The 12,486-nt window shown below is 73.3% G+C and carries 12 protein-coding genes; 5 read left to right on the top strand and 7 right to left on the bottom strand.

Features of this window, described 5'->3' with window-relative positions; all coding sequences use genetic code 11:
* From FJ694_RS30395 to FJ694_RS30385, 3 genes are all read right to left on the bottom strand, one after another.
* Positions 1-942, bottom strand: a 942-nt coding sequence (locus tag FJ694_RS30395) for an ExeA family protein (RefSeq protein WP_157271280.1), incomplete at its 3' end; no start/stop codon positions are given.
* Between the two features lie 88 nt (positions 943-1,030).
* Positions 1,031-1,675, bottom strand: a complete 645-nt coding sequence (locus tag FJ694_RS30390) for a TA system antitoxin ParD family protein (RefSeq protein WP_157271279.1) — start codon at positions 1,673-1,675, stop codon at positions 1,031-1,033.
* A 131-nt stretch (positions 1,676-1,806) separates the two neighbouring features.
* Positions 1,807-2,214: a YbaN family protein gene (locus FJ694_RS30385; RefSeq protein WP_157271278.1), complete on the bottom strand. Its 408-nt coding sequence runs from the start codon at positions 2,212-2,214 to the stop codon at positions 1,807-1,809.
* A gap of 73 nt (positions 2,215-2,287) precedes the next feature.
* On the opposite strand from FJ694_RS30385, the gene FJ694_RS30380 reads away from it, so the two are divergent.
* The 3 genes from FJ694_RS30380 to FJ694_RS30370 all read left to right on the top strand — a co-directional run bounded on the left by FJ694_RS30380 (position 2,288) and on the right by FJ694_RS30370 (position 5,111).
* Positions 2,288-2,767 carry a hemerythrin domain-containing protein gene (locus FJ694_RS30380; protein ID WP_157271277.1) on the top strand — a complete coding sequence of 160 codons (480 nt, stop codon included), beginning with the start codon at positions 2,288-2,290 and terminating at the stop codon, positions 2,765-2,767.
* A 55-nt stretch (positions 2,768-2,822) separates the two neighbouring features.
* Positions 2,823-3,740, top strand: a complete 918-nt coding sequence (locus FJ694_RS30375; protein WP_157271276.1) for a LysR substrate-binding domain-containing protein — start codon at positions 2,823-2,825, stop codon at positions 3,738-3,740.
* 210 nt (positions 3,741-3,950) lie between these two features.
* Entirely contained in the window at positions 3,951-5,111 is a 1,161-nt protein-coding gene (locus FJ694_RS30370) for an alpha-hydroxy acid oxidase (RefSeq protein WP_157271275.1), read from the top strand.
* Between the two features lie 13 nt (positions 5,112-5,124).
* On the opposite strand, the gene FJ694_RS30365 is transcribed toward FJ694_RS30370, so the two are convergent.
* Positions 5,125-5,562, bottom strand: coding sequence for a DUF1801 domain-containing protein (locus FJ694_RS30365; protein ID WP_157271274.1), 438 nt, complete (start codon positions 5,560-5,562; stop codon positions 5,125-5,127).
* A 24-nt stretch (positions 5,563-5,586) separates the two neighbouring features.
* On the bottom strand, positions 5,587-6,477 hold the full coding sequence (gene ypfJ, locus FJ694_RS30360) for a KPN_02809 family neutral zinc metallopeptidase (RefSeq protein WP_157271273.1): 891 nt from the start codon (positions 6,475-6,477) through the stop codon (positions 5,587-5,589).
* Between the two features lie 219 nt (positions 6,478-6,696).
* Here ypfJ and FJ694_RS30355 point away from each other — a divergent pair, with 219 nt between their 5' ends.
* Entirely contained in the window at positions 6,697-7,488 is a 792-nt protein-coding gene (locus FJ694_RS30355) for an esterase/lipase family protein (protein WP_157271272.1), read from the top strand.
* A gap of 252 nt (positions 7,489-7,740) precedes the next feature.
* On the opposite strand, the gene FJ694_RS30350 is transcribed toward FJ694_RS30355, so the two are convergent.
* Positions 7,741-9,147 carry a phenylacetate--CoA ligase family protein gene (locus tag FJ694_RS30350; protein ID WP_232540296.1) on the bottom strand — a complete coding sequence of 469 codons (1,407 nt, stop codon included), beginning with the start codon at positions 9,145-9,147 and terminating at the stop codon, positions 7,741-7,743.
* A complete protein-coding gene (locus tag FJ694_RS30345; protein ID WP_157271271.1) occupies positions 9,140-9,622 on the bottom strand; it encodes a universal stress protein in 483 nt (160 codons plus the stop codon). The genes FJ694_RS30350 and FJ694_RS30345 overlap by 8 nt, the downstream gene beginning before the upstream one ends.
* 190 nt (positions 9,623-9,812) lie before the next feature.
* On the opposite strand from FJ694_RS30345, the gene FJ694_RS30340 reads away from it, so the two are divergent.
* A complete protein-coding gene (locus tag FJ694_RS30340) occupies positions 9,813-12,470 on the top strand; it encodes a bifunctional acetate--CoA ligase family protein/GNAT family N-acetyltransferase (RefSeq protein ID WP_157271270.1) in 2,658 nt (885 codons plus the stop codon).
* The last annotated feature ends 16 nt before the right edge of the window (positions 12,471-12,486 follow it).

The raw sequence follows: 12,486 nt of genomic DNA, 5'->3' as shown, positions 1-12,486 counted from the left end.
CGAGGCCGCGCTGGCGGCGTCGGCGACGGCCGGCGCCGCCACCGGCGCGCGCTCCCGCAGCGCGCTCCAGGCAATACCGGCCACCACCGCCACGCCCGCCAGCGCCGCCGCGACGGCAGCCGCGCGCGGCCGGGCCGAAGGCAGGTTGAACACCTCGGCCGCCGCCCGGCGCACCGTGGTGCGGTCCACGCGATGCTTCGCTTGCGCGTACGCGCCCAGCAGCGCGCGGTCGCACAGCAGGTTGATGCGGCGCGGCACGCCGCCCGTCAATGCATGCACCTGCCGCAGCGCCGCGGCGTCGAAGGGCGGCGCGCCGGTGAAACCGGCCACGCCCAGCCGGTGCTCGACGTACTGGCGCGTCTCGCCTTCGGACAGCGCCGCCAGGTGGTAGCGCGCGATCACGCGCTGCGCCAGCTGCTCCATGCCGGCGAGCGTGCGCTGCAGCTCGGGCTGGCCCACCAGCACGATCTGCAGCAGCTTGCGCTCGCTGGTCTCCAGGTTGGTCAGCAGCCGCAGCTGCTCCAGCAGCTCGGGGTCGAGGTTCTGCGCCTCGTCGATGACCAGCAGGCACTGCCGCCCGGCGGCGTGCTCGCGCAGCAGGAAGGCGTTGAGCGCATCGACCAGCGGCTTGACCGTCGTGGCCGGGATGACGCCCAGGCCGAAGTCCTCGCACACCGTCTGCAGCAGCTCCACGGCGGTGAGCCGCGGATTGAAGACGTAGGCGGCGCGGCAGTCGGCGGGCAGCTGCTGCAGGAAGGCGCGCACCACCGTCGTCTTGCCGGCGCCGATCTCGCCGGTGAGCAGCACGAAACCGCCGCCGCCGCGCACGCCGTAGAGCAGGTGCGCCAGCGCTTCGCGGTGGCGCTCGCTCATGAAGAGGTAGCGCGGGTCCGGGGCGATGGAGAAGGGCTCGCTGCGCAGCCCGAAGTGGGAGACGTACATCGGCGGCGATCGGGAGGGATCGGGCCGAGCCGGCCGGCGGCGCCGTACGCTTGCCGCGGCCTTGCTGCGGCGGCTCTCGGTCCGGGGCTTAGCGGGAGCGGCCGCGCGCGGCGTGCTCGGCGAAGGCGATCTCGGTGGCCAGCTGCAGCCGGCGCTCGGCGGGCAGCGCTTCCAGCTCCGACAGGCTCATGTGGCGCCGCCGGCGCAGCAGCCCGGCCATCAGGCGGCGCAGCTCGCGCTCGGAGAGGTCCACCTCGTCGGCGCCCTCCTCCAGCGACAGCACGCCGGAGATGCAGGTGATCGCCACCGCCACCTCCTCGTCGCTGTAGTCCTCGTCGTACTCGTCGTCGGCCGCCGCCGCGGCCGCACCGCCGTTGCCGTTGCCGGCGGAGGCGTCGCGGTCGAGCTCGTCGTCCTCCGTGTCCCAGCCCTCGCCGGCGACGCCGGCGCCGCCGTTGCCGCGCGCGGCGGGGCGCTCCGGCGCCATCGTGGCCGCCACGGGCACCGTCGGCGCCTCGTCACGGCGCAGCGAGCGCGAGGGCAGCTCCAGGCGGCGGCCCATTTCCATGTCCAGCAGGTGCCGAACCTGGCTGGCGGTCACGCCCGACGCCTCCAGCGCCAGCCCCAGGCGGGCCCAATGTTCGAGCTGCTGAGCCACGGTGCGGCTCATCAACTCGGCCTCGCGCTGTGCGAGCGCGAGGAGCGAGTCTGGGATGCGGATCGTCTGCGACATGCTGGTGGCCGGTTCTAGCAAAGGGCGGCAATCTACCATCCCCAGGGCCCCCGCAGGAGGGAAGCGCGCCCAGCCTTGATCTGCTACGCCACGCCGCGCCCGCATGCGCGGCCTGCGTCACGCTCGCGGCTTCACGGTTTGGAGGGCAGCGCCGCCGTCGGCAGCCGCCACAGCCACAGCCCCACGGCCAGGCAGCACAGCCCCGGCACCCAGCGCCACGGCGAGGGCAGCCACCACGCCGCCAGCATGCTGCTCAGGGCCATCATCACCCAGGCCAGGCGCTTGGCCCGCAGCGGCACGGCGCGCTGCTCGCGCCACTGCTTCACGGGCGGGCCGAAGGTGGGATGCTCCAGCAGCCAGCGCTCGCAGCGCTCGCTGCCCTTCGAGAAGCAGAAGGCCGCCAGCAGCACGAAGGGCACGGTGGGCAGCAGCGGCAGGAACAGGCCCACCGCGCCCAGCACCAGGCTCAGCCCTCCCGCGGCCAGCCATACCCAGCGCAGCCGCCCTGCCGGCGCCCGTTTCGTGAAATCCGTGCTCATGCGGCCATGCTAGCGCCCGCCCGCCTTGAGCTGGCTCAAGGGCTGAGCCCGGCGGCGCGGCACACTGCGCGCCATGCCGACCCTGACCTGGTCCGACGCGCTGTCGCTGCAGCAGCCGCAAATGGACACCACCCACCAAGAATTCGTGGACCTGCTCGCCGCGGCCGAGGCCGCGCTCGATGCCGAGCCGGCCGTGCTGCTGCAGCGCTTCCAGGCGCTGCTGGAGCACACCGTCGAGCACTTCGCGCAGGAAGACCGCTGGATGGCCGCCACCGGCTTCTCCGCCGAGAACTGCCACACCTTTCAGCACGCCGCGGTGCTGCAGGTCATGCGCAACGTCGTGGCGCTGGCGCAGGTCGAGGGCGACTTCGGCCCGCTCAAGCAGGCCGTGGCCGAGCTGGCGCAGTGGTTCCCGGGCCACGCGCAGATGATGGACGCGGGCCTGGCCTTCCACATGCAGCAGGTCGGCTTCGACCCCGTCACCGGCCAGTGCCGCGAGGCCGTGGCCGAGGGCAGCCTCACCGGCTGCGGCAGCACCAGCTGCAACGACTGACGCGGACCGCGCGCGCCACCCACCGCGCGCAAGCCCCTTGCTAGAGTCCGGCGCCATGCCGGACCTGCGTTTCCCCTCCATCGACGGCCTGCGCGCCTTCGAGGCCGCGGCGCGGCTGGGCACCTTCGAGAAAGCCGCCGACGAGCTGGCCGTGACTGCCAGCGCCGTGGGCAAGCGCATCGCCGCGGTGGAAGAGCTGCTGGGCACGCCGCTGTTCCAGCGCGGCCCGCGCCTGACGCTCACCCCCGCCGGCAAGGAATACCTCTCGCACGTGCGCGCCGCGCTGGGCCTGCTCGCCGCCGCGCCGCAGCACCGCCGCGCCTCGCGCCGCGTGCAGCGCCTGCGCGTGAGCACGCCGCCCACCTTCGCGCGCCAGGTGCTGGTGCCCGAATTGCCGGCCTTCACCGAGGCGCATCCCGAGGTGGAGCTGGAGGTGGTGCTGTCCATTCCCTTCCTCGACGACGCCGGCACCGAGGCCGACGTGCAGGTGCGCCACGGCGACGCGCTGGCTGCCGGCGGCACGGTGCTGATGCACGACGTGCTCGCGCCCGTGGCCGCGCCCGCGCTGCTGTCGAAGCTGCCGCCGCTGCGCGCGCCGGCGGACCTGGCGCACGCGCCGCTGCTGCGCACGCCGCTGGAGCCCTGGGCGCCGTGGTTCGAGGCCGCCGGCCTGGACTGGGCCGAGCCCGACCAGGGCCCGCGCCTGCTCGACCTGGGCCTCACGCTCGAAGCCGCGCTGGGCGGCCAGGGCGTGGCGCTGGCGCGCCCGTCGCTCGCGCGCACCTGGCTGGAGAACGGCGCGCTGGTGCCGCTCTTCGGCATCACCGCCACGCCGGCGCACCAGTACCACCTGCTGCCCCACGCCGGCCGTGGCGCGGCGGCCGCCTTCGCGCAGTGGCTGCGGGGGCGCTGCGAGCACATTGCGGAACAGGCGTTGCGGGTGCTGGCACAGAAGGAAGCCCGTTCGCCCTGAGCCTGTCGAAGGGCAGGCGCTCGGGACGCCGCCAAGGGCTTCGACAAGCTCAGCCCGAACGGTGTTTCTTGTTTGGGCGTCTTGTCGGTTCTGCATGACATCAAGCCGGCCTCGCTTTCCGCCCCTGCCCGAACATTTGTCCGGCCGGTGCCGGTGAGCGGCCGCTAGCATTCGCGCCCATCCAAGAAGCACCGCCGGAGACAACACACCATGAGCAGCCGCGTCATCACCAACGTCGAAGACCTGCGCGTGCTGGCCAAGCGCCGCGTGCCGCGCATGTTCTACGACTACGCCGACAGCGGGTCCTGGACCGAGGGCACCTACCGCGCCAACCAGAACGACTTCCAGAAGATCAAGCTGCGCCAGCGCGTGGCGGTGAACATGGAGGGGCGCTCCATCCGCGCGAAGATGGTCGGCCACGACGTGGCCATGCCTGTGGCCATCGCGCCCACCGGCCTGACCGGCATGCAGCACGCCGACGGCGAGATCCTGGCGGCCAAGGCGGCGGAAAAGTTCGGCATCCCGTTCACGCTCTCGACCATGAGCATCTGCTCGATCGAGGACATCGCGGCGCACACGACGAAACCGTTCTGGTTCCAGCTCTACGTCATGCGCGACCGCGGCTTCATCGAGCGGCTCATCGACCGCGCCAAGGCCGCCAACTGCTCCGCGCTGCAGCTCACGCTCGATCTGCAGATCCTCGGCCAGCGCCACAAGGACCTCAAGAACGGCCTGTCCGCCCCGCCCAAGCCCACGATTGCCAACCTCATCAACCTGGCCACCAAGCCGCGCTGGTGCATGGGCATGCTGGGCACCAAGCGCCGCAGCTTCGGCAACATCGTCGGCCACGCGCAGGGCGTGGGCGACCTCTCGTCCCTGAGCAGCTGGACCGCCGAGCAGTTCGACCCGAACCTGAACTGGGGCGACGTGGAGTGGATCAAGAAGCGCTGGGGCGGCAAGCTGATCCTCAAGGGGATCATGGACGTCGAGGACGCGCGGCTGGCCGCCAACTCCGGCGCCGACGCGCTGATCGTGAGCAACCACGGCGGGCGCCAGCTCGACGGCGCGCCCAGCTCGATCGAAGCGCTGCCAGCCATCGTCGAGGCCGTGGGCAAGGACATCGAGGTCTGGATGGACGGCGGCATCCGCAGCGGCCAGGACGTGTTCAAGGCCTGGGCCCTGGGCGCGCGCGGCACGCTCATCGGCCGCGCCTTCCTCTACGGCCTGGGCGCCATGGGCGAGGCCGGCGTGACGCGCTGCCTGGAGATCATCGCCAAGGAGCTGGACCTGACCATGGCCTTCTGCGGCCACCGCAACCTGTCGGACGTGGACACCCGCGTGCTGCTGCCGGGGACCTTTCCGAAGCCCTGACCGGGCCTGACCCTCACCCTGCCCGCGGCGGCGTATGCGGCCGCGCGTGCGCGTCCGCGCGCAGGTGCGCCGGGTCGATCTCGCCGCGCAGCTGCATGCAGGCCTGCACCACGCGCGCGACCAGCCCCTCGTCCACCGGCTGCGAGTAGCGGCACTTGAGCGGGCGCGCCAGCGGGTGCTCGGCGGCCTCGTCGCCGGGCCCGTGCGGCGGCAGCGCGGCGCTGATCACGCGCGCGGCCTGCAGCTGCGCGTGCGTCTTGTGCGTGCTGATGGACAGCAGCTGCGCCGGCCCGTCGAGGTAGGCCAGGTTGCCCCACTTCACGCTGGGCACGAGCTGCGGGGCGGCGTCGAGCACCGCCCCGTGCAGCGCGCGCACCGTGGCCTGCTGGTGGGGCGCCAGCATGTCGAACCAGTTGTCCACCAGCGCGGCGGAGTTGGAGAGTCGTCGCATGGCTGTCGTGTTGTGAGGTGTTGTTCAGGACCCGGCCGTCTCGAAGGTGTTGCACTGCGCGGGCTGGCCCGACTGCAGCCCGCGCTTGAACCACTGCACGCGCTGCGCGCTGCTGCCGTGGGTGAAGCTCTCGGGCACCACCGTGCCGCGGCTGCGCCGCTGCAGCGTGTCGTCGCCGATCTGCGAGGCGGCGTGGAGCGCCTCCTCGATGTCACCCGCTTCCAGCCAGTTCTTGCCACGCTGCGAGTGGTGCGCCCACACGCCGGCGAAGCAATCGGCCTGCAGCTCCAGCCGCACCGACATCGCGTTGTTCTGCGCCTGCGACAGGCGCTGGCGCTGCGCGTCCACGCGCTGGGTGATGCCCAGCTCGGTCTGCACGTGGTGCGCGACCTCGTGGGCGATGACGTAGGCCTGCGCGAAGTCGCCCGGCGCGCCCAGGCGCTGCGCCATCACGTCGAAGAAGGCCAGGTCGATGTAGACCTTGCGGTCGCCCGGGCAGTAGAAGGGCCCGGCCGCGGCCTCGCCCAGCCCGCAGGCGGTGCGCGTCTGGCCGCGGAACAGCACCATGCGCGGCGGCGTGTAGGCGCGGTTGCTGCGGCTCATGATCGCGCCCCAGACGTCCTCGGTGTCGGCCAGCACCACCGAGGCAAAGCGCGCGCGCTCGTCGGTGGGGTGCGATGGCGCCGCCTCGCGCTGCTGTTGCTGCTGCTGAGCCGGCGCGCTGCCGCCGTCCACCAGGCCCAGCAGCGCCAGCGGGTTGATGCCGAGCACCCAGCCCAGCACCAGCGCCACCACCACGCCGCCCAGGCTCAGGCCCCCGCCGCCGATGCGCAAGCCGCCCATGCCGCCACCGCCACCGCCGGCTCCGCGCACGTCCTCGACGTTGTCGCTTTCGCGCTGCCCCTGCCACCTCATGCCGGCTCCCTGGCTGCGAAGGCGGGCCAACGGCGGCCCGCCCTTGTGTGTGTGGCGCAGGTGCAGCAAGCGGCATGCGCGCCGGGAGGGCGCTGCGGGACCGCCGCGCCGCGGCGGCGCCGTAGGACGGCGACTACAGCGCGACGCGCCCGATTCCGGTGCGCGCTGGGACCCGCGCTTGCCTGACAAGCGCCATCCAGGATTCTTAGGTCTCTCGCCATGTCCGCAAGCTACACCGGCACCGTCGCCAGCCCAGCCACCTTCTGCGCGCCGCCCCTGGCCCTGATGGGCCTGGAGCCGATGCGCGCGCTGTTCGAGTACGTCCACACCGGCCTGATGGACCGCAGCCGGCTGCCGCAGGGCGACGGCCACCCGGTGGTGCTGTTCCCCGGGCTGGGCGCCGACGCCATGGCGCTGGAGCCGCTGCGGCGGCTGTGCTGCGACCTGGGCTACGCGGCCTGCGACTGGGGCCACGGCTGCAACACCGGCCCGCGCGGCGCGGTCGAGGACTGGCTCGACCAGCTCACCGACTGCGTGGCGCGCACCGTGGCGCGGCACGGCCGCAGCGCCAGCCTCGTGGGCTGGAGCCTGGGCGGCATCTACGCGCGCGAGATCGCGCGGCGCCGCCCGGCGCTGGCGCGCCAGGTCATCACGCTGGGCACGCCCTTCGCGGGGCGCGGCGAGCACACCAACGTCGGCGTGATCTACCAGATGCTCAGCGGGCGGCGGCCGGAGATCGACGAGTCGCTGCTGGCGCGGCTGGCGGCCACGCCGCCGGTGCCCACCACGTCCATCTACAGCCGCAGCGACGGCGTCGTGGCCTGGCAGGCCTGCCGCGAGGCCGAGGACGCGCCGCAGGCCGAGAACGTGGAAGTGCAGGCCAGCCACATCGGCTTGGTGTGGCACTCGCGCGTCTGGTCCGTCGTGGCCGACCGGCTGGCGCAGCCGCAGGGACAGTGGCGGCGCTATGCGGGGGCGGGGGCCGCCGCCGGGACGTTGCGGGCGCACTGAAACGCCCGAAATACCAGACCGACAGGCCGATTCGGGCCGCCTTCTACTTCGTCATTCCGGCGAAAGCCGGAATCCACGCATGCCGCGATGTCTCGCCGGCCAGCGCAGGCACGCGCCGGCGCCGGCCATTCCACCGCCCCGGTGCGCGTGGATTCCGGCTTCCGCCGGAATGACGGATCGGGGTGCGGGGCATCGTGGCTGACGGGATACCGGCGGTCCGGCTCCTCCTGGTTACCCCCGCAACCTACCTCGTCACTCCCCCGGACACGCCAGCACCCGCCGCAGCTTGCCGCTGCGCCCGCGCAGCATGGGCAGCGCGGTCTCGTCGAGCAGCTCCAGCGGCACCAGGCCCTGCGCCTGCGCGAAGTGCTGCAGCGCCTGGCGGCAGCGCTGCAGCGCGGCCTTGGCCTCGCTCGCGGCCGGGCCGCCCAGGCGCAGCGCCAGCGTGCGGCCGTCGCACTGGCGCAGCTGGAAGTCGTAGACCCGCGCGTGCTCCTCCAGCACCGTGGACAGCGCCAGCGGCAGCAGCATCACGGTGCCGCCGGCGCGCGCCTCCATGCGCAGCAGGTCGTCGCCGCGGCCCTCGACGTGGATCACCGGCAGCGCGCTGCCGCAGCCGCAGGGCCCAGGCTGGACGACGACCTGGTCCTCCAGCTCGTAGCGGATGAGCGGCTGCACCTTGTTGGCCAGGTTGGTCAGCAGCACGCGCGTGGAGCGCTGGCCCGGCGCCACGGGGCGGTAGTCGTCGTCCACCGGCTCCAGGATCACCCAGTCGCTGTTGAGGTGCATCGCGCCCTGGTCGCATTCCCAGCCCATGGCCAGGAACTCGGAAGCGCCGTAGCTGTTGCGCATGCGGCAGCCGAAGACCTGCTGCACGTGGCGCCGCACCCCGGGCTCCAGCGTCTCGCCGCCGGTCCAGACCTCGCGCGGCGCGATGCGCAAGGCGCCACTTTGCGCCTGCTCGGCCAGCAGCGCCGCGGCCGTCGGGTAGGTGGCGATGATGCTGGGCCGCCAGGCATTGAGCGCGCGCACCAGCGCCGGCACCGGCTGCAGGATCGAGAAGGCTTGCAGGTTGGCCGTCATCCAGGGCTGGCGCCGGCGCAGCCGCTCCACGCTGACGCAGGTGGCGAAGTGGCCGTCGGTGGCACCGACGAAGGCGATGCGCTCGCCCAGTCCCAGCGGCACCGGCCAGCTCCACGGCGAGCCGCCGTGGCGCAGCGACTCCAGCGCGTCGTACACCGCCATCGAGGCCGCGTCCTGCACGAAGTAGCCGGGCTCGCCGCTGGTGCCCGAAGACTCCCAGACGGTGTAGCGGCCGAGGAACGGCTCGGCCATGCGGTTCGGGTCGGTCACGAAGGGGCGCAGCTCGGCCAGGCGCAGCGCCGGGTCGCACACCCAGTCGTCGAAATGGCGCATGAGCTCGCCGCGGCGCTGCACCGGCAGCGCGGTCAGCGGCAGCCGTGCCGCGTCGGCGGGCAATTGCCGCGCGTACCAGCGCGACTGCGCCTGCGCCGCGCGCACCAGCTCGGCCAGGCGCTGGCGCTGGCGCTGCGCCAGCAGCGCGGCGTCGCCGCGCCCGGCGCTGACCACGTCCCAGGCCACCGCACCAGCGCGCAGCAGGTCGAACATCGGGGCCGCGGCGGAAGCAACATCAGCCACCGGCGCTCTCCTCGTCGCCCCCGGCGTCCGGCTCGGCCTCGGCTTCGGGCTCGGCATGCCGCACGATGGTCAGCGGCAGCGTGCAGTCGTGCAGCAGCGTGCGCGACACCGAGCCCAGGAACGCCGCGAAGCCGCCCACGCCGCGCGCGCTCATCACGATCGCGTCGCACTGCTGCTCCTCGGCGATGTCGAGCAGCGTGTGCGCCACGTCGCCGTTGCCCACCTGCACCTCGTACTCCACGCCCGCGGCGTCGAGCAGCGCCTGCGCCGGCTCCAGCGCGTGCGCCGCGGCGCCCTCGCTCAGCCGCGCCAGCGCCTCGGCGTCGTGCACGGTCATCATCTCGTAGAAGGTGGTGGGCTCCTGCACGTTGGCCAGCACGAAGCTGGCGCGCAGGCCCTCGCCCACCAGCGCCAGCGCGTGCCGCACGGCATCCAGCGCCAGGGCCGACCCGTCCACGGGCAGCAGGATCTTCATCGGCGGTCTCCTCTCGTGTGGTGTGCGGGCCGCCGCCCGACGCCGGCCCATCGAGCACTGTAGCCCGTCCATGCCAAGCCCTTGAAGAAGGGCCTGTTGATCTTGAGCAAGCGCGGCGCACACAAAAAGTTTGCGCCCGGGCATGGCGCGCGGCCTTCGCGCCGCGCCTGGGTGCGGGCACAGTCGGCGCATGAGCATTCGAAACCTGGATTTCCTGTTCGATCCGGCCTCCGTGGCCGTCATCGGCGCCACCGACCGCGAGCGCAGCGTGGGCGCCACGGTGTGGCGCAACCTGCGCGCCGGCGGCTTCAAGGGCCCGGTGTGGGCCGTCAACAAGCGGTTGCGCGAGCTCGACGGCCAGCCGGTGTTCGCCCGCGTGGCGCAGCTGCCCGAGGCGCCGCAGCTGGCCGTGATCTGCACCCCGCCGGCCAGCGTGCCGCAGCTCGTGGCCGAGCTCGGCGCGCGCGGCACCCGCGCCGCGGTGGTGATGACGGCGGGCCTCGACCGCGACACGCGCCACGCCATGCTCGAAGCCGCGCGTCCGTACCTGCTGCGCATCCTGGGCCCGAACTGCATCGGGCTGCTCACGCCGCGCCTGGGCCTCAACGCCAGCTTCGCGCACGTGGACGCGCTGCCCGGCGAGCTGGCGCTGGTGTCGCAGTCCGGGGCGCTGATGACGTCCATGCTCGACTGGTCGCGCGCCAACGGCGTGGGCTTCTCGCACTTCGTCTCGCTGGGCGAAGGCGCCGACGTGGACTTCGGCGACATGCTCGACTTCCTGGCCAGCGACGCGCGCACCCGCGCGATCCTGCTCTACATCGAAAGCATCAGCGCGCCGCGCAAGTTCATGTCCGCGGCGCGCGCCGCCGCGCGCAACAAGCCGGTGATCGTGGTCAAGGCCGGGCGCTCCAGCGCGGGCCAGGCCGCCGCGGCCTCGCACACCGGCGCGCTGGCCGGCTCGGACCTGGTCTTCGACGCGGCCATCGCGCGCGCGGGCATGCTGCGCGTGAGCACGCTGCAGGAGCTGTTCATCGCCGCGGAGACGCTGTCGCGCTTTCGCGGCCGCCGCGGCGAGGAGCTGGTCATTGTCACCAATGGCGGCGGCGCCGGCGTGATGGCCGCCGACGCCGCGGCCGATGCCGGCGTGAAGCTCAGCCGCCTGGCCGACGCCACCGTCGAGCGGCTGGACGCGCTGCTGCCGCCGAACTGGTCGCACGGCAACCCGGTGGACCTCATCGGCGACGCGCCGGTGGAGCGCTACGTGGCCACGCTGGAGGCGCTGGCCGCCGACCCGGCGCAACCGGCGCTGCTGTTCATCCACGCGCCCACCGCCATCGTGCCCAGCGGCGAGATCGCGCAGGCGCTGGTGCCGCTGCTCAAGCGGCTGCCGCCGCGCCTCCTGAGCTGCTGGATGGGCCAGGGCGCCGTGGCCGAGGCGCGCCAGCGCTTCCACGATGCCGGGCTGCCGGTGTTCGACACGCCGGAGCAGGCGGTGCGCGCCTTCGCGCTGGGCGTGGATTACGCGCGCAACCAGGCGCAGCTGATGGAGGCACCGCCGGCCGCGCCCGCGCGCCCCGTGGCCGACACCGCGCGCGCCCGCGCCCTGGTGCAGCAGGCGCTGGCCGCCGGGCGCGAGATGCTCACCGAGCCCGAGGCCAAGGCCGTGCTCACGGCCTGCGGCATTCCCGTGGCGGCCACCACCAGCACCGCGCCCGACCCGGACGCGGCCGCGGAAGCCGCGCAGCGCATCGGCTTCCCCGTGGTGCTGAAGGTCCTTTCATTGCAGATCACGCACAAGTCCGACGTGGGCGGCGTGGTGCTCGACCTCAACAGCGCGCTGGAGGTGCGCGAGGCCGCGGCCGCGATGCTGCAGCGCGTGCGCACGCGCCGCCCCGACGCGCTGATCCTGGGCTTCTCGGTGCAACAGATGGTCAAGCGCTCGCACGCGCGCGAGCTGATCGTGGGCACCACCATCGACCCGCTGTTCGGCCCGGTGGTGCTGTTCGGCCATGGCGGCACGGCGGTGGAGGTGCTGGCCGACCGCGCCGTGGGTCTGCCCCCGCTCAACGAGCCGCTGGCGCGCTCGCTGGTCGGGCGCACGCGCGTGTCGAAGCTGCTGGGCGCCTGGCGCGACACCTCGGCGGTGGACCACCAGGCGCTCTACGGCGTGCTGGTGACGGTATCGCAGCTGCTGGCCGACGTGCCGGAGATCGCCGAGCTCGACATCAACCCGCTCATTGCCAGCCCGGACGGCGTGGTGGCGCTGGATGCGCGCATCCGCGCCAGCAGCGCCTGCCCGGCCGGCGAGGCCAACTTCGCGATCCGGCCCTACCCGACGCGGCTGGTTGAGACGGTGGACTGGCGCGGCCGCGCGCTCACGCTGCGGCCGATTCGGCCCGAGGACGAGGCGCAGCACCTGGAGTTTTTGTCGCGGGTGTCGGCGGAGGACATCCGCATGCGCGTGTTCTACAGCCGCCGCAGCATCGAGCGCAGCGAGCTGGCGCGGCTGACGCAGATCGACTACGCCCGGGAAATGGCCTTCGTCGTCACCGAGCCGAACCCCGCGGGCGGCGAATTCACGCTGGGCGTGGCCCGCGCCGTGGCCGACCCGGACAACGAGGAGGCCGAGTTCGGCGTGCTGGTGCGCTCCGACCTCAAGGGCAGCGGGCTGGGGATGCTGCTGATGGAGAAGCTCGTGGCCTACCTGAAGGGCCAGGGCACGCGCCGCATCGTGGCCGTGGTGCTGGAGGAGAACGCCGCCATGCGCGGCCTGGGCAAGCGCCTGGGCTTCAGCGAGGGGCCGCCCGACCGGGCGGACGGGACGCGGCGGATCTGGATGGATCTGTGAGGGGGTGAACGCGGCG

It is taken from the genome of Azohydromonas aeria (genome assembly GCF_009760915.1).
Taxonomy (GTDB): domain Bacteria; phylum Pseudomonadota; class Gammaproteobacteria; order Burkholderiales; family Burkholderiaceae_C; genus Azohydromonas; species Azohydromonas aeria.
The sequence above is the reverse complement of the archived record's forward strand: the minus strand, read 5'-3'. Positions and strand labels throughout refer to the sequence as shown.